The 22,729-nt window shown below is 69.4% G+C and carries 18 protein-coding genes; 10 read left to right on the top strand and 8 right to left on the bottom strand.

Features of this window, described 5'->3' with window-relative positions:
* Positions 1 to 81: 81 nt before the first annotated feature.
* On the bottom strand, positions 82 to 774 hold the full coding sequence (locus SNE35_RS06395; protein ID WP_320422028.1) for a GntR family transcriptional regulator: 693 nt from the start codon (positions 772 to 774) through the stop codon (positions 82 to 84).
* A 153-nt stretch (positions 775 to 927) separates the two neighbouring features.
* Between SNE35_RS06395 and SNE35_RS06390 the strand changes: the two genes are divergently transcribed.
* The 5 genes from SNE35_RS06390 to SNE35_RS06370 are packed head-to-tail and all read left to right on the top strand — an operon-like array spanning position 928 to position 6,662.
* A complete protein-coding gene (locus SNE35_RS06390; protein ID WP_320422027.1) occupies positions 928 to 1,653 on the top strand; it encodes a DUF969 domain-containing protein in 726 nt (241 codons plus the stop codon).
* 3 nt (positions 1,654 to 1,656) lie between these two features.
* Complete coding sequence (locus tag SNE35_RS06385) at positions 1,657 to 2,613, top strand: DUF979 domain-containing protein (RefSeq protein WP_320422026.1); 957 nt, start codon at positions 1,657 to 1,659, stop codon at positions 2,611 to 2,613.
* A 1-nt stretch (position 2,614) separates the two neighbouring features.
* Positions 2,615 to 3,373, top strand: a complete 759-nt coding sequence (locus SNE35_RS06380) for a LamB/YcsF family protein (protein WP_320422025.1) — start codon at positions 2,615 to 2,617, stop codon at positions 3,371 to 3,373.
* Positions 3,374 to 3,375: 2 nt separating this feature from the next.
* The gene (locus tag SNE35_RS06375) at positions 3,376 to 4,947 is read left to right on the top strand and encodes a 5-oxoprolinase subunit B/C family protein (protein ID WP_320422370.1); all 1,572 of its coding nucleotides are present in this window, start codon (positions 3,376 to 3,378) and stop codon (positions 4,945 to 4,947) included.
* The gene (locus SNE35_RS06370; protein ID WP_320422024.1) at positions 4,944 to 6,662 is read left to right on the top strand and encodes an acetyl/propionyl/methylcrotonyl-CoA carboxylase subunit alpha; all 1,719 of its coding nucleotides are present in this window, start codon (positions 4,944 to 4,946) and stop codon (positions 6,660 to 6,662) included. The genes SNE35_RS06375 and SNE35_RS06370 overlap by 4 nt, the downstream gene beginning before the upstream one ends.
* Positions 6,663 to 6,669: 7 nt before the next feature.
* Here the strand turns inward: SNE35_RS06370 and SNE35_RS06365 are convergent, their stop codons facing one another.
* Positions 6,670 to 7,275, bottom strand: a complete 606-nt coding sequence (locus SNE35_RS06365; RefSeq protein ID WP_320422023.1) for a YdeI/OmpD-associated family protein — start codon at positions 7,273 to 7,275, stop codon at positions 6,670 to 6,672.
* A gap of 192 nt (positions 7,276 to 7,467) precedes the next feature.
* On the opposite strand from SNE35_RS06365, the gene SNE35_RS06360 reads away from it, so the two are divergent.
* Positions 7,468 to 7,872 carry a DoxX family protein gene (locus tag SNE35_RS06360; protein ID WP_431312720.1) on the top strand — a complete coding sequence of 135 codons (405 nt, stop codon included), beginning with the start codon at positions 7,468 to 7,470 and terminating at the stop codon, positions 7,870 to 7,872.
* Positions 7,873 to 7,876: 4 nt separating this feature from the next.
* Here SNE35_RS06360 and SNE35_RS06355 read toward each other — a convergent pair whose 3' ends face one another.
* Positions 7,877 to 8,686: an SDR family oxidoreductase gene (locus tag SNE35_RS06355; protein WP_320422022.1), complete on the bottom strand. Its 810-nt coding sequence runs from the start codon at positions 8,684 to 8,686 to the stop codon at positions 7,877 to 7,879.
* 92 nt (positions 8,687 to 8,778) lie between these two features.
* Entirely contained in the window at positions 8,779 to 9,102 is a 324-nt protein-coding gene (locus tag SNE35_RS06350) for a rhodanese-like domain-containing protein (protein ID WP_320422021.1), read from the bottom strand.
* 174 nt (positions 9,103 to 9,276) lie between these two features.
* Here SNE35_RS06350 and SNE35_RS06345 point away from each other — a divergent pair, with 174 nt between their 5' ends.
* Complete coding sequence (locus SNE35_RS06345) at positions 9,277 to 10,893, top strand: hypothetical protein (RefSeq protein WP_320422020.1); 1,617 nt, start codon at positions 9,277 to 9,279, stop codon at positions 10,891 to 10,893.
* Between the two features lie 10 nt (positions 10,894 to 10,903).
* Here the strand turns inward: SNE35_RS06345 and icmF are convergent, their stop codons facing one another.
* Genes icmF through SNE35_RS06330 form a run of 3 tightly spaced genes read right to left on the bottom strand, consistent with a single transcriptional unit; the run spans position 10,904 to position 16,685 of the window.
* Positions 10,904 to 14,194 carry a fused isobutyryl-CoA mutase/GTPase IcmF gene (gene icmF, locus SNE35_RS06340; RefSeq protein WP_320422019.1) on the bottom strand — a complete coding sequence of 1,097 codons (3,291 nt, stop codon included), beginning with the start codon at positions 14,192 to 14,194 and terminating at the stop codon, positions 10,904 to 10,906.
* 56 nt (positions 14,195 to 14,250) lie between these two features.
* Positions 14,251 to 15,480 carry an MFS transporter gene (locus SNE35_RS06335; protein WP_320422018.1) on the bottom strand — a complete coding sequence of 410 codons (1,230 nt, stop codon included), beginning with the start codon at positions 15,478 to 15,480 and terminating at the stop codon, positions 14,251 to 14,253.
* A gap of 50 nt (positions 15,481 to 15,530) precedes the next feature.
* A complete protein-coding gene (locus tag SNE35_RS06330) occupies positions 15,531 to 16,685 on the bottom strand; it encodes an ANTAR domain-containing protein (RefSeq protein ID WP_320422017.1) in 1,155 nt (384 codons plus the stop codon).
* 165 nt (positions 16,686 to 16,850) lie between these two features.
* On the opposite strand from SNE35_RS06330, the gene SNE35_RS06325 reads away from it, so the two are divergent.
* Positions 16,851 to 18,125, top strand: a complete 1,275-nt coding sequence (locus SNE35_RS06325; protein WP_431312715.1) for an MFS transporter — start codon at positions 16,851 to 16,853, stop codon at positions 18,123 to 18,125.
* A 9-nt stretch (positions 18,126 to 18,134) separates the two neighbouring features.
* On the opposite strand, the gene SNE35_RS06320 is transcribed toward SNE35_RS06325, so the two are convergent.
* A complete protein-coding gene (locus tag SNE35_RS06320; protein WP_320422016.1) occupies positions 18,135 to 19,832 on the bottom strand; it encodes a bifunctional protein-serine/threonine kinase/phosphatase in 1,698 nt (565 codons plus the stop codon).
* Positions 19,833 to 19,852: 20 nt separating this feature from the next.
* On the opposite strand from SNE35_RS06320, the gene nirB reads away from it, so the two are divergent.
* Together nirB and nirD are read left to right on the top strand one after the other, a co-directional pair.
* Positions 19,853 to 22,279 carry a nitrite reductase large subunit NirB gene (nirB, locus tag SNE35_RS06315; RefSeq protein ID WP_320422015.1) on the top strand — a complete coding sequence of 809 codons (2,427 nt, stop codon included), beginning with the start codon at positions 19,853 to 19,855 and terminating at the stop codon, positions 22,277 to 22,279.
* Between the two features lie 11 nt (positions 22,280 to 22,290).
* Positions 22,291 to 22,668, top strand: coding sequence for a nitrite reductase small subunit NirD (gene nirD / locus SNE35_RS06310; RefSeq protein ID WP_320422014.1), 378 nt, complete (start codon positions 22,291 to 22,293; stop codon positions 22,666 to 22,668).
* Positions 22,669 to 22,729 lie beyond the last annotated feature (61 nt).

The raw sequence follows: 22,729 nt of genomic DNA, 5'->3' as shown, positions 1-22,729 counted from the left end.
GTGGAGGACATAACGTCCAAGCTCGACGGATGGTGCGCGTTGCGATGGATCAGGTCAACCTCCAACGCGCGGGGGCTCGCACTAGCCCCGCTCCTGCTGCCTCGCGTACACCGCCAGCACGATCCGCTCCGAGTGGACGAGGTAGTCGTTCATCGCCGCCGATGCCTTCGCGAACTCGCCAGCCTCGGCCAGTTCCAGGATCGCGAGGTTCATGTCCACATAGGGCGCGTGCAGGAACTCGGCGTCGTGCAGCAGGCCGAAGGCCAGGCGCAGTTCGGCGAGCACCTGGTGGAACATCTGGTTGAGCCGTTCGCTGTCGGCCAGTTCGACCACGGCCATGTGGAAGGCCATGTTGGCGGTGCCGACACGCTGCCAGTCCGGCGTCGCGCCCGCGGCGCGCGCCTGCAGCGCGTCTTCCACCGCGGCGCGCATGCGCTTCTTGGCCGGGTGGCGCGGATAGGCCTGGGCCAGCGCCTGGCATTCGATCAGGCGGCGCACGCGGTAGATGTCGATGATGGCCGCGATGCTGGGCGCGGCGACGAACACGCCGCGGTTGGGCTCGTGGCGCAGCAGGCCGTCCTTGGTCAAGGTGCGGAACACCTCGCGCAGCGTGTTGCGCGAGATGCCCAGCGATTCGGCCAGCGCCTGCTCCGACAAGCGCTCGCCCGGCTGGAACTCACCGGCGGTGACGCGTTCGCGCAGCTGCTCGGCGATGCGTTCGCTGAGGGGCTGGGCGGCAGCTGTGGCGGGGGAAGAGGAGGAAGAAGGACTCAATCGGGGCCTCGCGTCGGTCGGCCATTGTCTACGCGATTGTTGAAGGCGAATGCGGGTTTGCACCGGGGCGCATATCGATTTGATGGAGCATGATGCGCACGATTGTTCAACAATCGTAATTCATCGTTCATCAATCAACGGAGCGACAGACTCATGGCGACCGACCCTTCCTTGTGGCCCCTGATCGGGGTGGCGGTGATCATTGCGGGCTTCGTGCTGCGCTTCAACCCGATGCTGGTGGTGGCCGCTACGGCCCTGGCCACGGCGCTGGCGGCGGGCTTCCCGCTGCAGAAGGTGCTGGCGACGATCGGCATCGGCTTCGTCAAGACGCGCAACCTGCCGCTGATCCTGCTGCTGCCGCTGGCCGTGATCGGCCTGCTGGAGCGCCACGGCCTGCGCCAGCACGCGCAGCAGTGGATCGCGCAGATCCGCTCGGCCACGGTGGGCCGGCTGCTGATCGTCTACCTGGCGGCGCGGCAGCTCACGGCCGCTGTGGGCCTGACCAGCCTGGGCGGCCATCCGCAGATGGTGCGGCCGCTGCTGGCGCCGATGACCGAAGGCGCCGCCGAGGCCCGCTACGGCAGCCTGCCGGAGCGGGTGCGGCTGAAGCTGCGCGCCTTCGCCGCGGCCACCGACAACGTGGGCCTGTTCTTCGGAGAGGACATCTTCGTGGCCTTCGGCGCGATCGTGCTGATGACGACCTTCCTGCACGAGGCCGGCATCGACGTGGAGCCGATCCACGTGGCGCTGTGGGGCATCCCGACGGCGGTCTCCGCCTTCGTGATCCATGCGTGGCGGCTGCGGCGGCTGGACCGGGAACTGCAGCGTGAGCTGCAAGGTGATCCGGTCGCCGTCAAGCCTGTCCACAAGGAGGCCTGAGCCATGACCATCACCCTCGACTGGCTCTTCTACCTCGCCGGCGCCGTGCTGGCCGCCACCGCACTGATGACCCTGGCGGACCGCGATCACCCGCGCCGTTTCAGCACCGCCTTCTTCTGGAGCCTCTACGCCGTCGTCTTCCTGGCCGGCCAGTGGTTGCCGCCGGAATGGGTCGGCGCCGGCGTGATCGCGATGGCGCTGATCGCCGGCTTCGGCGGCGTCGGCGCAGGCAAGCATGCGATGCCGTCGGCCGATCGGATGCTGGCCAGCGCCAAGCGCCTGGGCCACAAGCTCTTCGTGCCGGCGCTGGCGATTCCGGTGCTGACGATGATCGGCACCTTGTCCGCCAAGTCCCTCTTCATCGGCGGCGTGCCGCTGATCGAGGTCAAGAACGCGACGCTGGTGAGCCTGGGCCTGGCCTGCATCGTCGCGCTGGGCCTGGGCTGCTGGCTGACGCGCGAGACGCCGATGCAGGGCCTGCGCGAGTCGCGCCGGCTGATCGATGCGCTGGGCTGGGCGCTGGTGCTGCCGCAGATGCTGGGCATGCTGGGCCTGGTGTTCTCCGATGCCGGCGTGGGCAAAGCCGTGGCCTATGTGACGACGCACTCGATCAACATGGACATCCGCTTCCTCGCGGCCACGGTCTACGTCGTCGGCATGGCGCTGTTCACGATCATCATGGGCAACGGCTTCGCGGCCTTCCCGGTGATGACGGGCGGCGTGGGCGTGCCGATCCTGGTGGGCGTGTACCACGGCGACCCGGCGGTGATGGCCGCGATCGGCATGCTCTCGGGCTACTGCGGCACGCTGATGACGCCGATGGCGGCGAACTTCAACATCGTGCCTGCGGCGCTGCTGGAGCTGCCGGACAAGAACGCGGTGATCCGCGCGCAGATCCCCACGGCGCTGACGCTGCTCGCCGTCAACGTCGTCCTCATCAACGTCCTGATGTTTCACTGACATGAAGATCGACCTCAACAGCGACCTCGGCGAAAGCTACGGCGCCTGGACCATGGGCGACGACGCCGCGATGCTGGCCCTGGTCAGCAGCGCCAACGTGGCCTGCGGCTTCCACGCTGGCGACCCGGCCGGCATCCTCGCCACCTTGCGGGCCGCAGCGGAGCGCGGCGTGGCCGTCGGCGCGCATGTGTCCTACCCGGACCTGGCGGGCTTCGGCCGGCGCGACATGGAGATCGCCAGCCGCGACCTGCGCGCCGCGGTGATCTACCAGATCGGCGCGCTGCAGGGCCTGGCCGCCGCGGCCGGCACGCGTGTGCGCTACGTGAAGCCGCATGGCGCGCTCTACAACCGCATCGCCCGCGACGAGGCGCAGGCGCGCGACGTGATCGCCGCGCTACAGGCGCTCGATGCGTCGCTGCCGCTGGTGGTGCTGGCCGGCTCCAAGCTGGTCGGCTGGGCGCGCGAGGCCGGGCTGCGCGTGGTGGAGGAAGCCTTTGCGGACCGTGGCTACCGCGCCGACGGCAGCCTCGTGCCGCGCGCCGAGCCCGGCGCGGTGCTGCACGACCCCGACGCGGTGGCCGCACGCATGCTGCAGCTCGCACGCGAAGGCACGGTGACGGCCAACGACGGCAGCACGGTGCGTATCTCGGCCGAATCGATCTGCGTCCATGGCGACAGCCCCGGCGCCGTCGCGATGGCGCAGCGCCTGCGCGAGCGGCTGCTAGCCGAGGGCGCGAGCATCGAGTCTTTCGCCGCATGAGCATGAGGATCCTGCCCGCCGGCGCCGAGGCGCTGCTGGTCGAACTGGACGACCTGCCGCAGACGCTGGGCCTGCTCGCCGCGCTGCGCGCCGCGCCGGTCGAAGGCCTGCGCGAGATCGTGCCCGGCGCGCGCACGCTGCTGTTGGAGTTCGACCCGCTGCGCACCACCCGCATCGCGCTGGCCGAAGTGCTGCGCGGCCTGCGCTTCGACGCGGGCACGGCGGCCGGCGGCGAACTCGTCCAGATCCCGACCCACTACGACGGCGAGGACCTGACCGAGGTCGCCGCGCTGCTGGGCATCACCCCCGCCGAGGTCGTGGCCCGCCACACCGGCAGCGACTGGTTCGTCGCCTTCACCGGCTTCGCGCCGGGCTTCGCCTACCTCAGCGGCGGCGACGAGCTGCTGCGCACGCTGCCGCGCCGCACGACGCCGCGCACTCGCATTCCGCCGGGCGCCGTGGCCGTGGCCGGCGGCTTCAGCGGCGTCTATCCGAAGGCCAGCCCGGGTGGCTGGCAACTGCTGGGGCAAACCTTCGTGCCGATGTGGGACCTGGGGCGCGATCCGCCGGCGCTCTTGCAGCCGGGGCAGCGGGTGCGTTTCGTGGATGCGGGGCCGCGGCCGGTTGTTGAGCAAGACCTGACCCCGCCCGTATCGCAGCCGGTTGAAGCGACGCGGCCCGCAATCGAAATCGTCCGTCCCGGCCCGCAGTCGCTGCTGCAGGATCTCGGCCGGCCGGGCCGTGCGGGGCAGGGCGTGGCCGCCTCGGGCGCGATGGATCGCGGCTCCTTACGCGCCGCGAACCGGCTGGTCGGCAACACGGCCGGCGTCGCCTGCATCGAGGCCGCATTGGGCGGGCTCGAACTGCTCAGCCATGGCGACACGGTGCTGGCCGTCACCGGGGCTCTTGGCCCGCTGACCTTGATCGCCGCCGACGGCCGGCGCTGGGCGGTGCCGCGCCACGCGCCGCTGGCGCTGTCCGACGGCGACCGGCTGCTGCTCGGCGAGCCGGAGGCCGGCGTACGCAGCTACGTGGCCGTGCGCGGCGGCTTGGGTGCCTGCGCGCCGGTGCTGGGCAGCCTGTCCTTCGACACCTTGGCCGGCGTCGGCCCCGCGCCGCTGGCCGCGGGCGATCGGCTGCCTTTGAACACGCTGCACCTTGGCCTCGTCGGCGAGGCCATCGAGGCCGCGCCCGCCTGTCCGCAGGCCGGCGACATGGTCACGCTCGACATCCACCTCGGCCCGCGCGACGACTGGTTCACCGCCGACGCCATCGCGCTGCTGGCCTCGCAGTCCTGGGCCGTCACGCCGCAGTCCAACCGCGTCGGCCTGCGCGTGCAGGGCGAGCGGCCGCTGGCCCGTGCCGTCGATACCGAGCTGCCCAGCGAAGGTACGCCGCTGGGCGCCATCCAGGTGCCGGCCAGCGGCCAGCCGGTGCTGTTCCTGGCCGACCATCCGCTGACCGGCGGCTACCCGGTCATCGCCTGCATCGCGCGCCACCACCTGGACCTGGCGGGCCAGATCCCGGTCGGCGCGCGCATCCGCTTCAACATCATCGAGCGAACGTCATCATGAAGAAGGTTTTGATTGCGAACCGCGGCGAGATCGCCGTGCGCATCGTGCGCGCCTGCGCCGACTACGGCGTGCAGTCGGTCGCCGTCTATGCCGACCCCGATGCCGACGCGCTGCACGTTCGCATGGCCGACGAGGCCGTGGCGCTCGGCGGCCAGCGGCCGGCCGACAGCTACCTCAGCATCGACAAGCTGCTCGACGCGGCGCAACGCAGCGGTGCCGATGCCGTGCACCCGGGCTATGGCTTTCTGTCGGAGAACGCCGGCTTCGCCCGCGCGGTGATTGGCGCCGGCCTCACCTGGATCGGCCCGCCGCCGGAGGCGATCGAGCAGCTCGGCGACAAGGTCAGCGCGCGGCGGCTGGCGCAGCAGGTCGGCGCGCCGCTGGTGGCCGGCTCGCCGGGGCCGCTGGCCAATGCGGGCGAGGCCCTGGCCTTCGCGCAGCAGCACGGCCTGCCGATCGCGATCAAGGCGGCCTTCGGTGGCGGTGGTCGCGGGCTCAAGGTGGCCTGGGCGCTGGACGAGGTGGAGGAGATGTTCGAGTCCGCGGTGCGCGAGGCCACGGCCGCCTTCGGCCGCGGCGAGTGCTTCGTCGAGCAGTTCCTGGACAAGCCGCGCCACGTGGAGGCGCAGGTGATCGCCGACACGCACGGCCACGTCGTCGTGCTGGGCACGCGCGACTGCTCGCTGCAGCGGCGCAACCAGAAGCTCGTCGAGGAGGCGCCCGCGCCCTTCCTGACCGAGGTGCAACGCGAGCGCATCCACACCTCGGCGCGCGAGGTCTGCGCGGCGGCCGGCTACGTGGGCGCGGGCACGGTCGAGTTCCTGCTGAGCGCGGGCGGCGCGCTGTCCTTCCTGGAGGTCAACACGCGGCTGCAGGTGGAGCATCCGGTCACCGAGGAGACGGCCGGGCTGGATCTGGTGGTGGAGCAGCTGCGCGTCGCCGACGGACTGCCGCTGTCGATCACCGACACGCCCGCGCCGCGCGGCCATGCGTTCGAGTTCCGCATCAATGCCGAGGACGTGGGCCGCGGCTTCCTGCCGGCGCCGGGTCCGGTCGATCGCTTCGATCCGCCCAGCGGACCGGGCGTGCGGGTGGACAGCGGCGTGGCCTCCGGCTCGGTCGTGCCGGGCGCGTTCGATTCGCTGATGGCCAAGCTGATCGTCACCGGTGCCACGCGCGAGCAGGCGCTGCTGCGCGCGCGCCGCGCCTTGGCCGAGTTCCGCATCGAGGGCCTGCCGTCCGTGCTGCCCTTCCACCGTGAGGTGGTGATGCACGAGGATTTCGCCGGCCCGGTGTTCAAGGTCCACACCCGCTGGATCGAGACCGAGTTCGCCAACACGCTGGCCGCCGCCGTGCGGCCCGAGCCGGTGGCCGCCGATCCGCTGCTGCGCCTGCCGGTCGAGATCGACGGACGGCGCGTGATGCTGGGCCTGCCGGCGCAGTTGCTGCGTGGGCTCTCGGCCGGGGCCGCTGCACCGGCTCCGCGGGAAGAAGCCGCCACCGATCCGGCGGTGCTCGCCGCGCCGATGGCCGGTACCCTGCTGGCCTGGAAGGTGGAGGAGGGCGCCGAGGTTGCCGAGGGCCAACTGGTCGCTGTGATGGAGGCGATGAAGATGGAATCGCAGGTGCTGGCGCAGCGCGCCGGGCGGATCGAGCGGTCCGTCGAAGCGGGCAGTTATGTGCCGGCCGGCACGGCGATCGCGCGCATCGGCTGACGCCGGCTCAACACTTCTCGTACTTCCAGTTCCGCGACTTGCCCTCGGCCATCCATTCGACGGCCTGGGCGAGGCGTTTCTCGCGCGTGGCGGCCTGCTTGGCTTCAGTGATCCATTCGATGTAGTCGCGCTGCTTGCCGGGCGGGAAGGCGTCGAACGTCGCCTGCGCCGCAGGATTGGCGGACAGCGCGGTGAGCAGGTCTTCCGGTGCCACCGCCGGCGGCTTCGGCGCCTTGGCCTCGCGCACGCGGGTGACGCCGCTCTTCGCCAGCTCCGCTGCCTGGCGGATCTGCGCCTGCAGTTCCTTCTTCGGCGGCAGGTCCTTCAGCGATGTGATGCGGCCGTACTGGCCCATCGCCTCGCCGCCCTTGTCACCGCCGCCGTCCTTGCCAGCTTCGCGGTTCCAGAAGCCGAAGGCGCAATGCGCCTTGAAGGCGGCCATGTTGGCAAGGATGCGGCCGTCCACGGTGAAGCAGGGCATGCTCCACTTGATCGTCTCCTCGGCCTCCGGGCAGGCTGCGTGGATCTGCGCGCGCAGGTGTTCGAGGATCGGCCGGGCGAACTCGGCGGATTTGGCGATGTACGCGTCAACGCGTGAATCGGGCGTGCTCATGGCGCCCGAATGTAGTGCCCATCGGCGCTGCCGACAACGCCGTGCGGTGGCGTCCTACGCCCGGCGCGGGCGGCTCGCTTCAACATCGCGTCAGGAGCCTCGTCCACCCAGAAAGGACTCACCATGAACACCACCACCCTGCGCGCGGAACCGCAACAGAACGCGGTGATCCGCCGGCGCGAATTCCAGTACATCACCGAGATGGCGAGCGGCGGCAAGCTGCTGCTGCGCGTGCTGATCGGCGCGCTGGTGCTGCTGCACGGCATCGCCAAGCTGAAGACCGGTGTCGGGCCCGTGATGGGCATGCTGGCGCAGCAGGGCCTGCCGCCGGAGCTGGCCTACTTCGTCTACGTGGGCGAGGTCGTCGCGCCGGTGATGATGATCGTGGGCATCTGGACACGCTTCGCAGCGCTGCTGGTGGCCTGCAATATGGTCGTCGCCGTGGCGCTGGCCCACATCCCGCAACTGCTGCTGCTGAACGACCAGGGCGGCTGGGCGCTGGAACTGCAAGCGATGTTCCTGTTCGGCGCCCTGTCCGTGATGATGCTGGGCGCCGGCCGTTACAGCGCCGGCGGTGCCCTCGGCCGCTGGAACTGATCGATCAGCCGCGCGAGATCGTGACGCCGCCGTCGACCACCAAAGTCGTGCCGACGACATAGTCGCCGGCACGCGAGGCCAGGTAGATCGCGGCGCCGGCCATGTCTTCGTCAACGCCCACACGGCCAGCCGGCACGCGGGCAGCCACCTCGTCGCCGTGGTCGCGTGCCACCTTGTTCATCTCGGAAGCGAAGGCGCCCGGCGCGATCGCGTTGACGACGATGTTGTTCTCGATCAGGCGCAGCGCCATCCGCTTGGTCATGTGGATCAGGCCGGCCTTGCTGGCGGCGTAGGAGTAGGTCTCCAGCGGGTTGACCGAGATGCCGTCGATCGAGGCGATGTTGATCACCTTGGCCGGGCGCAGCTCGGCAGCCTTGGCCAGCAGCTCATGCAGCGCCTGCGTCAGGAAGAAGGGCGACTTCAGGTTCAGGTCGACGACCTTGTCCCATCCGCCTTCCGGGAACTCGGCGAACGGTGCGCCCCAGGCGGCGCCGGCGTTGTTGACGAGGATGTCCAGCGCCGGCTCGCGCTCGGCGATGCGGGCGGCCAGGCCACGTGCGCCTTCGACGCTGGAAACGTCGGCCGGCAGCGAGATGCAGTCGAAGCCTTCGTCGCGCAGGGCGGCCGCGGTGGCATCGCAGGCCTCGGCCTTGCGCGCCGAGATGTAGACGCGCTTGGCGCCCGCCTGCAGCAGGCCCGTGGCGATCATGCGGCCGATGCCGCGCGAGCCGCCGGTGACCAGGGCAACGCGGCCCTGCAGCGAGAAAAGATCGTGGGGGGCGGTCTGTGTGCCGACCTGCGTGCTGCTGCTCATCGCGCGTCTCCTGTGTTGGCGTGGAACACAGGCTACGGGTGCTGCGGCCGGGCCGCAGTCACCTAGGCATCAGCGCTGGCAGCGCAGCGTCGTCAGAGTCCGGGCTTGATCGGGCGCCCGAGGTGGCGGGCCAGCGGCGTGGCGGGGCCGCCGTTGTGCACATTGCTGTAGCCCATGTGCAGCATGATGCCCAGTGCCTGTTCCGAGCGGGAACCGGACGAGCAGTAGAGGATCACGGCGGCCTGGCGATCGGGCAGCTTGTGCACGACGTCTTTCTCCAGGTGCGACAGCGGGAGGCTTTGCGCATCGCTGATGTGGCCGCTCATGTACTCGGCGTACGAGCGCACGTCGATCAGCATGGCTTGGGCAGGGAGGCGGGTGAGGTCTTCCTGGTGGCTGGTAGCAAGACTTGACATGGAATGACTCCAATCTCGGATGGAGCTTTTTTACATCAAGCTGTCACGAAAAGGGAGATGCGGGGGCATTGTTTTACTGCAGCGCAACATGGATTCAGCAAGGGTTAAGCCAAGGGACACGGCACCGGGCCCGCCTGCGTACACTGGCCCGAAAAAGCGAACGGAGACTCCGGCATGAATCCCAGCGCGCCCGCCGTGCATCGGCTGCATCAGGTCCTGCTCTGGCCCTTGCGGCTGCTGCCACCGGCCGGCGCGGAGCTGGTGCCGCGCCGGCCCTGGGAACGCGTGCTCGCCGCCGGCGGCCCCTGGCGCATGCAGGAGGACGAGTACACCGGCGGCGCCGGCGAGTTCCACGAGCGGCACTACCAGGAGTTCGTCACCTTCAAGCCCTATGTGCAGCGCTTCCTGTACGGCGCGGGCCACAGCGATTCCTGCATGAAGGTGCTGCGCCGCGACGACGTGAAGCGCCTGCGCGTGCAGACGCACGAGGGTGCTGAGTCGCGCGAGCTGGAGGTCGTCCACGTCGATCTGTATTTCTTCGACGACGTGGATCTGGCGATCCTGAACGTCGAGCTGTCCGCCGACGAACTGGCCTTCGACGAGGCGCAGGAACTGCTGTACCGCTTCGGCCGCGCCTATCCGGGCGGCTGGGACGCCGAGGGCCACCCGCTGCATGTGCTGCGCCACGCCGAATGGCTGGACCGGGACGGCCGGGTGCTGGCTGCGTCGGACGGCGCCGAGCGCGAGGTCTTCATCCAGCACGTGCACCGGCATCGTGCGCCGCGCATCGCCGCGCACTGGGCCTTCCTGCTGCATCCGCTGCTGAGCGAGCACGAGGAGGTCGAGGCCGCTGGGCCGGAGCCGGTCTTGCGCTACCGGCAGGTCGAGTCCTACCGGATGCCGCTGATGGCCTACCTGGCGCTGGACGAGCCGCGCGCGCTGGCCCGTGCCGACTTCATCCGCCTCGGCCTGGCCGCGGCGCCGGGCGAGCAGGGCCTGCCGTTGAGCGAGGGCAGCATGGCGGACTTCGAGGCGCGCCACTGCTGGGACCAGTTCTGGCACGACGGCGGCAGCGCGCCGCAGACGCGTTATCTGTGCTCGGGCAAGACGCTGGTCGTCGTGGGCCGGGCGGACGCCGAGTTCTTCCGCTGCCGCGACCGCGGCGTGCTGGCGCAGTTCCGCCACCAGCACTTCATGATCTTCCTGATCGCGCATTTCCAGAAGGCCGCGCTGCTGGCCTATTCGGACCGCCTGGTGGAAGCGCTGCGCCGGCTGGACATCGGCGACCCGGAGAGCGTCAAGCGCTTCAAGCGCGCGATCCGCGCCGGCTTCGAAGGCTTCCTGCGCTTCACGCACCGCTACTGGTTCCACTCGATTTCCGAGCAGGCCCAGGCCCGTTCGCTCTATGCCATGTGCGTGCAGCACCTGGAGCTGGAGGTGCTGTACGCCGAGGTCAAGCAGCGCATCGGCGACCTGGCCGGCTACCTGGAGGCCGACAGCCTGCGCCGCCAGGCCAACACCGTCGTGCGGCTGACGGTGGTGACGATCTTCGGCCTGATCGGCACGATCACCACCGGCTTCCTCGGCATGAACCTGCTGGCCGAGGCCGACGCGCCAATGTGGCGACGCGTCGCGATCTTCACGGTGACGATCGTGCTGACGATCTGGCTGACGCTCTACACAATCGCCAAGTCCAAGCGCTTGTCGGACTTCCTCGATGCGGTGTCCGACGAGCGCTTGTCCGGCTGGACGAAGCTGAAGATCTTCCTCGGGGTGTGGTTCTACCGCTGAGCGGCGCGGCTTACATACTCCGGCGGTACTGCCCACCCACTTCGAACAACGCCGACGTGATCTGGCCCAGCGAGCAGACGCGCACGGCGTCCATCAGCACCTCGAACACGTTCTTGTTGTCGATGACCGCCTGCTGCAGCCGCTGCAGCATTGCGCCGCTGGCGCCCGCATTGCGCGCATGGAAGTCGCCGAGGCGGGTCAGCTGCGACTGCTTCTCTTCGTCAGTCGAGCGGGCCAGCTCGATGTGCTCGGGCACCGGATCGCCGTGCGGGTTGCGGAAGGTGTTGACGCCGATCACCGGGTACTCGCCGGTGTGCTTCAGCATCTCGTAGTGCATCGACTCTTCCTGGATGCGGCTGCGCTGATAGCCGGTCTCCATCGCGCCGAGCACGCCGCCGCGTTCGGCGATCTTCTCGAACTCCGAGAGCACCATCTCTTCGACCAGCTCGGTCAGCTCTTCGATGATGAAGGCGCCCTGGTTCGGGTTCTCGTTCTTCGCCAGGCCCCACTCGCGGTTGATGATCAGCTGGATCGCCATCGCGCGGCGCACGCTCTCCTCGGTGGGCGTGGTGATCGCCTCGTCGTAGGCGTTGGTGTGCAGCGAGTTGCAGTTGTCGTAGATCGCGATCAGCGCCTGCAAGGTGGTGCGGATGTCGTTGAAGGCGATTTCCTGGGCATGCAGCGAGCGGCCCGAAGTCTGGATGTGGTACTTGAGCTTCTGGCTGCGCTCGTTGGCGCCGTACTTGTCGCGCATCGCCACGGCCCAGATGCGGCGGGCGACGCGGCCCAGCACCGTGTACTCCGGGTCCATGCCATTGCTGAAGAAGAAGCTCAGGTTGGGCGCGAAGTCGTCGATGTGCATGCCGCGCGCGAGATACGCCTCCACGAAGGTGAAGCCGTTGCTCAGTGTCAGCGCCAGCTGCGAGATCGGGTTCGCGCCGGCCTCGGCGATGTGATAACCGCTGATCGACACCGAGTAGAAGTTGCGCACGTTGTGGTGCACGAAGTACTCGGCGATGTCGCCCATCACCTTCAGCGAGAACTCGGTCGAGAAGATGCAGGTGTTCTGGCCCTGGTCTTCCTTCAGGATGTCGGCCTGCACGGTGCCGCGCACGTTGGCGAGCACCCATTCGCGGATTTTCGCGGCCTCGGTAGCCGTGGGCTTGCGGCCGTTGTCGGTCTCGAACTTCAGCAGGTTCTGGTCGATCGCGGTGTTCATGAACATTGCCAGGATCGTCGGCGCCGGGCCGTTGATCGTCATCGAGACGCTGGTTGCCGGGTTGCACAGGTCGAAGCCGTCGTACAGCACCTTCATGTCGTCCAGCGTGGCGATGCTGACGCCGGAGTTGCCGACCTTGCCGTAGATGTCCGGCCGCAGGTCGGGGTCGTTGCCGTACAGCGTGACCGAGTCGAAGGCGGTGCTGAGGCGCTTGGCGGGCATGCCTTCGCTGACCAGTTTGAAGCGGCGGTTGGTGCGGAAGGCATCGCCCTCGCCGGCGAACATGCGGGTCGGGTCCTCGCCCTCGCGCTTGAAGGCGAACACGCCGGCGGTGTAGGGGAAGCTGCCGGGCACGTTGTCCAGCAGCAGCCACTTCAGCAGCTCGCCGTGGCACTCGTAGGTGGGCAGCACGACCTTGCGGATCTTGCTGCCGGAGAGGCTCGTGGAGACGAGCGAGGTGCGGATCTCCTTGTCGCGGATCTTCACCACGTACTCGTCGCCGGCGTAGGCCTTCTGCATGTCGGGCCACTGGGCCAGCAGCTGCGCGGGCTCCTTCTCCAGCGAGGCGGTGCGCGAGGCGGCCAGGTCGAGCAGGGCGGCGCGGGCATTGCTCTTGTCGGGGTTGGCCTCGGCCAGCATGCGTGCCGATTCGCTCAGCTGCTGGATTTCGCGGGCCAGCTTGGCCTGCTGGCGGGCGCGCTTCTTGTAGCCGCGCACGGTGTCGGAGATCTCGGCCAGGTAGCGCACGCGTGCGGCCGGCACGATCGGCGTCTGGTGCGTGCTGTGGCGGGTGTCGACCTGGGGCAGCTTGCCGTCCACCAGCGTCAGGCCCAACTCGGCCAAGCGCGGCTTCAGCGCCTGATACAGGGCCGTCACGCCGTCGTCGTTGAAGCGGCTGGCCATGGTGCCGAAGACCGGCATCTGGTCCGGCTTCTTCGTCCAGGCTTCCTTGTTGCGCTGGACCTGCTTGGCCACATCGCGCAGCGCGTCGAGCGAGCCCTTGCGGTCGAACTTGTTGATCGCCACGAACTCGGCGAAGTCCAGCATGTCGATCTTCTCGAGCTGGCTGGCGGCGCCGAACTCGGGCGTCATCACGTACATCGGCACGTCCACCAGCGGCACGATCGCCGCGTCGCCCTGGCCGATGCCCGAGGTCTCGACGATGACGAGGTCGAAGCCGGCGAGCTTGGCGGCGGCGATCACGTCGGGCAGCGCCTTGCTGATCTCGGAGCCGAAATCGCGCGTGGCCAGCGAACGCATGAACACGCGCGAGCCGTTCTGCCAGGGGCTGATCGCGTTCATCCGGATGCGGTCGCCCAGCAGCGCGCCGCCGCTCTTGCGGCGCGAGGGGTCGATCGAAATGACGGCCACGCGCAGCGCGTCGCCCTGGTCCAGCCGGATGCGGCGGATCAGCTCGTCCGTGAGGCTGGACTTGCCGGCGCCGCCGGTGCCGGTGATGCCCAAGACGGGCGTGTTGATGGCCTTGGATTGTTCGTGCAGCGCGGCGACCACGGCCGCGTCGGCCTTGCCGTTCTCCAGCGCCGTGAGCAGCTGGGCCAGCGCGCGCCAGGCGGCTTCGGTGTGACCCTGGATGGCGTCGAGCGAGGCGGGCGCGTGGACGCTGAAGTCCTGGTCGGCCTTCATCACCATCTCGCCGATCATGCCGGCCAGGCCCATGCGCTGGCCGTCCTCGGGGCTGAAGATGCGCACGCCGTGCTCGGCCAGGTCGCGGATCTCGGCCGGCACGATCACGCCGCCGCCGCCGCCGAAGACCTGGATGCGCTCGCCGCCGCGGGCCTTCAGCAGCTCGACCATGTACTTGAAGTACTCGACGTGGCCGCCCTGGTAGGAGCTGATGGCGATGCCCTGCGCGTCTTCCTGCAGTGCCGCCGTGACGACTTCGTCCACCGAGCGGTTGTGGCCCAGGTGGATCACCTCGGCGCCCATGCTCTGCAGGATGCGCCGCATGATGTTGATGGCCGCGTCGTGCCCGTCGAACAGGCTGGCGGCGGTGACGAAGCGGACCTTGTGGGTCGGGCGGTACTCGGAAAGCGCCTTGTGGGCGGCGGCCAGGTCGGTCATCGGTATGTCTCCAGAGGAGCGCCGATTCTAGATGTTGGTTGACGTTTACGTAAACGTTAAGTTGAGCCGAGCTGGCTGCGATAAGCCCAGAAACGCGGCAGCGCCAGGCCGGTCACGATCAGGCTGGCCAGGCAGATCAGGCCGCCGGCCCAGATCGAGGCGGAGACGCCCCAGGCGTCGGCCATGAAGCCGGCCCGCGCGTTGCCGACCAGCGGCCCGGTCAGGTAGCTGATCATCTCGATGCCGGCCAGCCTCCCGCGCAGCGCGTTCGGCACCGTCTGGTTCCAGATCGTGCCGCGGAACACCCCGCTGACCATGTCCGCCGCCCCGGCGATGGCCAGGCAGACGAGCCCGGTGGCCAGGCTCGGCGCGAAGCCCAGCGCGACAATGCCCAGCGCCCACACGGTGGCGGCGATGACGACGGCCCGGCCGTAGCGCGTCACCCTGCCGGTCCAGCCGCTGAAGAGGCCGATCACCAGCGCGCCCACCGCCATCGCCGACAGCAGCCAGCCCACCGCCTCGGTGCGGCCCTGGGCCGCCGCCATGGCCGGGAACAGCGCTACGGGGAAGGCGAACGCCATCGCGACGATGTCGACGATGTAGGTGCCCATCAGCTCCGGCCGGGCCCAGGCGAAGCGCAGGCCCGCGGCCAGGTCGGCCAGCAGATGCGGGCGCTCGCCCGAGGTCTGCGGCGTGCCGATCGCCTCGCGCGGGATGCGGGCGATGAAGAACAGCGCGGCGAGGAAGGTGCAGAAGTCGAACACGTAGGCGCCGACGGCGCCCCAGCGCGCCAGCAGCAGGCCCGCCAGGGCCGGGCCGGCCACCATGCCCACCGTGCCGCGCACCGAGGACAGCGCGGCGACGGCGGCGAACTCCTCCGGCCGCGCGAGCTTCTGCGTCAGCGCCTCCAGCGCCGGCCGGTGGAAGCCGCTGGCGCCCTGCAGCACGGCCACCAGCGCGTAGATCGCGCCGATGCTGGGGCTGCCGGACAGGGTGTTCAGCAGCAGGCCCAGCAGGCATAGGGCCATCAGCGCCTCCGAGACCATCAGCAGCCGCTTGCGGTCCACCCGGTCCGCCACGGCGCCGCCCAGCAGGCCGCAGGCGAGCACCGGCAGCAGCTGCACCAGGCCCAGCAGGCCGACCTGCGCGTTGGAGTGGGTCAGCTCGTAGAGCTGCCAGGGCACGGCCACGTAGCTGACCATGGTGCCCAGGCCGGAGATGAACTGGCTGGCGAAGAGTCGCCGGAAGGCGGCGTTGTGGCGCAGGGGGCCGATGTCGAGAATCATTCTTCGATGCGCATCCGGAAACGGAGGCGCATCGTAGCCGCTGGCCCGGATCAGGACAGCAGCGTCTGCAGGCTCTGCTGGTAGCGCAAGGTCAGCGCGTCCAGCTGCGTCAGCAGCAGCTCGCTGGAGCGGGCCAGCGCGGCGGCCGACGCGTTGCTGCCGCCGTGGCGCAACGCGTGCAGCAGGTGCAGCCATTCGGCGCGGACCTCGGCCAGCAGCGCGCGCGTCGCGGTGTCGGACAGCGGGGCGGCTTCGAGTTCGTCCAGCGCGGCGGCGAAGTCCGCCTCGTCCTGTGCCGACCGCCCGCCGGCCAGCAGCGCCCGCATCGCGATGCGCTGGCTCAGCAGCCGCTGCCTGCCGCAGATGTTGAGCAGCCGTAGCGGTGGCCGGGCGCCGGATTCGACCAGCGTCTGCGTCAGCGCCTCGGCAGCGGCGAGCAACAGCGTCGCGGCGGCCGAGGCCTCGGCCAGCTTGGCCGCATCGGGCTTGCCGGTCAGGCAGGGTGCCAGCCGCGTCCAGGCCTCGCGCAGCGGCGGCAGCGCCGCGCCCGGCAGTTCCTCGGCCAGCAGTTCGTGCAGGCGCATCAGATTCGCTTCGAGCCGCGCCGCCGATTCGTCCTGCAGCACCTTCGCGCGTCGCGGCTCGATGCCCGCCGCACGCTGCGCCATCAGCTTCACCAGGCGCTGCGACAGCATCCGCTGCTGGCCGGCGCGGTTCACCGCCTCGGCCAGCTGCGCCGCATGCACCACCGACTGGGCCACCTGCGTCAGCTGCAGCCGCGCATGCATCGCGGTGTCGCGCAGCAGCTTGTGCGCCTGCGCCTCGTCCAGCGACTGCGCGGCCATCAGGCAGCCCTTGGCGCGCTCGGTCCAGCGCCGATCGTCCAGCTTGCGCTGCAGGCCGGTGCTGCGCTCGTGCTGCAGCCGCGTCCAGGCCAGCGCGGCGTCCCAGTCGCCCGGCGGCGCGGGCAGCCAGTGAGCCACGCCCAGTTCGGCGCCGCGCGCCTGCAGCGCCGGCGAGGCGCTGACGACCAGCAGCGGTGGGCGCAGTGCCAACGCGGCGATGGCGTCGAAGTAACGCGTCAGCTCAGCGTCGTCGCCCGCCTGCACGATCAGCACCGCTCCGTGTTCCATCGCAGTGCGCAGGTGCACCGGCACGGTGTGCTCGCCCGGGCCCAGCCACACGGCCCGAAGCGGTTCTGTCATAGAGGAAGGCGGTACATCTCGCATCACTGGCACGCAGCTTGCAAGTTGCAGGCCGGGGCGCAACGACGCGCTCCGACTTTGACTGCCAAATTTTTCGTGAGGCCACGCCGAGCTTGATGCTCGACGGGGCCTTTTTCTTTTTGTACTTCCGAATCCGGAGTCGCCATGAGCGTCATGAGTTCGCGATCGTCGCCATTCCTGAAGGCCGGCCACTGGCCCACCCTGCTGGCCGCCTTCCTGTACTTCGACTTCACCTTCGCGGTGTGGGTGCTCAACGGCGCGATGGCGCCGTTCATCAGCGAGAGCTACTCGCTCGACGCTGCGAGCAAGGGCTTCATGATCTCGCTGCCCATCCTGTCGGGCGCGCTGATGCGCTTCCCGCTGGGCCTGCTGTCGCAGTACATCGGCCGCAAGAGCGCGGCGATGGTGGAGATGAGCCTGATCGTCGTCGCCCTGCTGTACGGCTTCTTCTTCGTCGACAGCTACGACCGCGTGCTGGCGATGGGCGTGCTGCTGGGCATTGCCGGCGCCAGCTTCGGCGTGGCGCTGAGCCTGGGCTCGGGCTGGTACCCGCCGCGCTACAAGGGCCTGGCCATGGGCATCGCCGGCGCCGGCAACTCGGGCACGGTGCTGGCCGTGCTGTTCGCGCCGCCGCTGGCCGTGGCCTACGGCTGGCAGGCGGTTTACGGCATCGCCGCGGCCACGATGGTGCTGCCGATGATCGTGATGCTCGTCTGCGCCAAGGAGCCGCCGGACCGCGAGCACCAGACCCTGCGCGGCCACCTCTCCTGCCTGTGGGAGAAGGATGGCTGGGCCTTCAGCCTGATCTACATCGTCACCTTCGGCGGCTTCGTCGGCCTCTCCAGCTTCTTGCCGACCTACTTCCACGACCAGTTCCACGTCACCAAGGTGCAGGCCGGGCAGCTGACGATGCTGGCCGCGCTGATGGGCTCGGCGACACGGGCGCTGGGCGGCTACGTGTCCGACCGCGTCGGCGGCGTGACGACCCTGACCGGCGTGCTGGCGCTGGTGATCGGCTCGTTGGTGCTGTGCGGCCTGGCCGGCGGTTCGCTGGTGCTGACGACCCTGCTGTTCATGCTGTGCTTCGCGGCGCTCGGCGCCGGCAACGGTGCGCTGTTCCAGCTCGTGCCGCTGCGCTGGCCGCTGACCACGGCTGTGGCCGGTTCGATGATCGGCGAGATCGGCGCTTTGGGCGGCGGCTTCATCCCGAACGCGATGGGCCTGTCCAAGCAGTACGGCGGCAGCTACCTCGGCGGCTTCCTGGCCTTCGCGCTGCTGGCGGTGGCGATGCTGGCGATGCTGCGCATCGTGCAGATCCGCTGGACGCGCACCTGGGCGGAGCGCGGCGGCCGGGCCCGGCCTGTCGTCGCGGAGGCGGAGCCCGAATCGTCGATCGACTTCAGCGCGGCCAAGGCCTGAACGATCATGTCAACGCGGCAGGAACAAGAGCCACACGATCAGCAGCGCGTTGAGCAGCACGCTCATCGCGAGGCCGATCTGCCACAGCGCCAGCGGATCGCGCTGCGCCAGCGGCGTGGCAGCCTGCGGGCTCAGTGGCCGCGCCGCACCGCGCTCGATCGCCAGCAGCAGCTCCTCCGCCGTCTCGAAGCGCAGCTTCGGGTCGAGCGCCACCGCCTTCAGCAGCAGCCGGTCCAGCCACAGCGGCACGCGGGCGTCCAGCCGCGAGGGTGCGCGCGGGTCGCGCCGGTAGCGGGCGCGCTGCCAGGGCTCGATTTCGCCGTAGGGCAGGTGACCGGTGAGCCACTGGTAGAGGCTCACGCCCAGCGCGAACAGATCGCTGCCGGCGTCGGCGGGCCGCGGTGGCTCGTCCCACTGCTCGGGGTTGATGTAGCTGGGCGTGCCGGCATGCAGTTCGCGCTGCGCCGCCGGCTCGCGGCCGGACAGGGCCACGCCCAGATCGAGGATGCGCCACTGGCCGTCCTCGCCGCGGTGCAGGTTGCCGGGCTTGATGTCGCGGTGGATCACGCCGAGCCGGTGCAGCCGGCCCAGCGCGGTGGCGAGCTGGCGTGCGGCCTCGATGACCTCGGGCAGGGGCGGCCGCGTGCCGAGCATCTGCTCCATCGTGCGGCCGGCCTGCCAGTCGAAGCTGAGGTAGAAGTGGCTGGCGTCCGGGTCGACCGGGTGCACGGCGACGAAGCCCTCGACGCCTGCCAGCCGCTGGCCCAGCCAGCCCTCGTGGGCCAGCATCGCGCGCTCGGCCGGGTCGGTGCCGCGCACGGTGCACAGCATCTTCAGCGCGACCAGGCGGCCGTCCGGCTGGCGCGCCTGCAGCAGCCGGTGGATGCCGTTGTCGGCTACCTTGGCGGTCAAGGTCATGCCGTCGAACAGGCTGCCGATGATCAGCTCGCCGGGCGTGGGCAGGCGTTCGGCGGCGGCGCGCACGTCGTCGAAGCCGGCCTCGGCCAGGCCGCGCACGTGCAGCAGCAGGGCGCTGGCGTTGTCGTGCGTGCCGGCGGCCAGCGCCGAGGCCACCAGCGCCTCGGCGGCGGCCTGCGGGTCGTCGCCGGTCGCCAGGTCGCGCAGCTGGCGGGCGTCGAGCACGCCGTGCACGCCGTCGCTGGTCAGCAGCAGCCGGTCGCCCACGCGCAGCTCGCCCTGCAGGAAGTCGACGTGCAGGGCGTCTTCCAGGCCGACCGCACGGGTCAGCCGCGCGAAGTCGCGCTGCGGCAGCGCGTGGTCCTGCGTGAGCTGCAGGATCGCGTTGTCGCGCACCAGCCAGATGCGGCTGTCGCCGACCTGGGCCAAGGTGAAGCCCTGACCCCGCAGCACCACGGCGCTCAGCGTGGTCAGTGCAGCCTGGGCGTTACGGCGGTTGTGCGCGGCCAGCCACAGGTTCTGCGCGCCGATCAGCCGCTCCAGCGCGGCGGGCGTGTCCCAGTCGGCCGGGATGCCGTGCCAGTCGCGCATCAGGGCCAGCACCGTGGTCTGCGCGGCCATGCGGCCGCCGCCGGCGATCGGCGCGTCGCCGCTGACGCCATCGGCCAGCGCGGCGATCCAGCCCAGCTTTTCCTCGCCGGCCGCCGGCCGCTGCACGGCGGCGAAGTCTTCGTTGCGCTGGCGCGGCCCCTGCGCGCTGGCCTGTCCCGTCGCGATGTCCATGTTCATAGGAATCGGAGTATCCCGAAATGAAGAGACCCAAGCTCGTACTCATCGGCAACGGCATGGCCGGCGTTCGCACACTCGAGGAATTGCTGAAGATCGCGCCGGACCTCTACGACATCACCGTGTTCGGCGCCGAGCCCCATCCGAACTACAACCGCATCCTGCTGAGTCCGGTGCTGGCCGGCGAGCAGACGCTCGAAGAGATCGTGCTGAACCCGCTGTCCTGGTACGAGGAGCACGGCATCACCCTGCACCTCGGCAAGACGGTGGACAAGATCGATCGTCGTAACCGCCTGGTGAGTTGCGCCGATGGCACCGAAGCCGCCTACGACCGCCTGCTGATCGCGACCGGCTCCTCGCCCTTCATCCTGCCGGTGCCCGGCAAGGACCTGGACGGCGTGATCGCCTACCGCGACATTGCCGACACCGAGGCGATGATCGATGCTGCTACTAAATACCGCCACGCCGTCGTCATCGGCGGCGGCCTGCTGGGCCTGGAGGCGGCCAATGGCCTGATGTTGCGCGGCATGCAGGTGAGCGTGGTCCACATCGCCCCTTGGCTGATGGAGCGGCAACTGGACGACCAGGCCGGCGACCTGCTGCGCAAGTCGCTGGAGGCACGTGGCCTGCGCTTCCTGATGGGCGCGCAGACCGATTCGCTGATCCCCGACAAGGACGGACGGGTGATGGCCGTGCGCTTCAAGGACGGTCAGGAGATTCCCGCCGACCTCGTCGTGATGGCCGCCGGCATCCGCCCGAACACGGCGCTGGCCGAACGCTCGGGCCTGCTCTGCAACCGCGGCATCGTCGTCAGCGACACCTTGCAGACGGCCACCGATCCGCGCATCTACGCGGTGGGCGAATGCGCGGCGCACCGCGGCATCGCCTACGGTCTCGTCGCCCCGCTGTTCGAGCAGGGCAAGGTCTGCGCCACGCACCTGGCGCAGTTCGGCATCGGCCGCTACCAGGGCTCGCAGACCAGCACCAAGCTGAAGGTGACCGGCATCGACCTGTTCAGCGCCGGTGATTTCATGGGCGGCGAAGGCACCGAGGAGATCGTGATGAGCGACCCCTTCGCCGGCGTCTACAAGAAGCTCGTCATCAAGGACGACCAGCTCGTCGGCGCCTGCCTCTACGGCGACACCGTGGACGGCTCCTGGTACTTCAAGCTGCTGCGCGAGGGCCGCAAGATCTCGGACATCCGCGACAAGCTGATGTTCGGCGAATCGAACATCGGCGACGTCGGCCACCAGGGCCACAACAAGGCCGCCGCGATGGCCGACACGGACGAGGTCTGCGGCTGCAACGGCGTCAGCAAGGGCGCCATCTGCAAGGCGATCAAGGACAAGGGCCTGTTCACCCTGGAAGAGGTGCGCAAGCACACGAAGGCCAGCGCCTCCTGCGGCTCCTGCACGGGCCTCGTGGAGCAGCTGATCATGTTCACCGCTGGCGGCGACTACTCGGCCACGCCGAAGAAGAAGGCCATCTGCGGCTGCACCGACCACAGCCATCAGGAGGTGCGCGACGCGATCTTCGCCGAGCACCTGACGCGCATGGCCGACGTCCACAAGTTCCTCAACTGGAAGACGCCTAATGGCTGCGCCACCTGCCGCCCGGCGCTGAACTACTACCTGATCTCGTCCTGGCCCAAGGAGGCGCAGGACGATCCGCAGAGCCGCTACATCAACGAACGGTCCCACGCCAACATCCAGAAGGACGGCACCTACAGCGTGATCCCGCGCATGTGGGGCGGCGAGACCACGGCCGACGAACTGCGCCGCATCGCCGACGCGGTGGACAAGTACAAGATCCCGACGGTCAAGGTCACCGGCGGCCAGCGCATCGACCTGCTGGGCGTGAAGAAGGAAGACCTGCCCGCGGTGTGGAAGGACATCGGCATGCCCAGCGGCCACGCCTACGCCAAGGCGCTGCGCACGGTGAAGACCTGCGTCGGCTCCGAGTGGTGCCGCATGGGCACGCAGGACTCCACGCAGATGGGCAAGGACCTGGAGCGCGCGATGTGGCGCATGTACGCGCCGCACAAGGTCAAGTTCGCCGTCAGCGGCTGCCCGCGCAACTGCGCGGAGGCCGGCATCAAGGACGTCGGCATCATCGGCGTGGACAGCGGCTGGGAGATGTACATCGCCGGCAACGGCGGCATCAAGACCGAGGTCGCGCACTTCTTCTGCAAGCTGAAGACGGCCGAGGAGGTGCTGGAGTACACGGGCGCCTTCATGCAGCTCTATCGCAAGGAGGGCTGGTACCTGGAGCGGACGGTGCACTACGTCTCACGCGTCGGGCTCGATTACGTCAAGAAGAAGATCCTCGATGACGCGGAGCTGCGTCGTGGGCTCTGGGCGGAGTTGCAGCATGCGCTGGATGGGGAGCCGGATCCGTGGTTCGAGTTCGACAAAGCGCGTGTCGATCTCCGGCAATTCGAAGCGGTGTGAGGAGACGAAAAATGAGCGAATGGAAAACGGTTTGCCGCCTCGAAGAGATCCCCCAGCTGGGCGCACGCCGCGTGCAACGCCCGCTGGGGCCTCAAGTCGCCATCTTCCGCACGGCCGACGACCGCATCTACGCGCTGCTCGATCGCTGCCCGCACAAGGGCGGTCCGCTGAGCCAGGGCATCGTCTTCGGCGATAGCGTGGCTTGCCCGCTGCACAACTGGACGATTCGTTTGGACAGCGGGGAGGCGGTGGCGCCGGATGAGGGGTGTACGGGGAAGTTCAGTGTTCGGGTGGAGGAGGGCTGCGTGCTGTTGAATCAGTATGAGCTGGATACGGTGGGGATCGGCTTGCTGCCTGTGCAGGCGGGGCCTTGCACTAGGGCGTGCTGATATGTGGGGGCTTGTCTTTTGGGACGGTGCCGGGGCGAGTCCCGGCACCGTGGACGTAGGC

Origin of the sequence: Roseateles agri, from assembly GCF_034043675.1 — a bacterium.
In the GTDB taxonomy this organism is placed as follows: Bacteria; Pseudomonadota; Gammaproteobacteria; order Burkholderiales; family Burkholderiaceae_C; genus KK5.
Note: the sequence above shows the minus strand (reverse complement) of the source record. Positions and strands in the feature narration are given on the sequence as shown.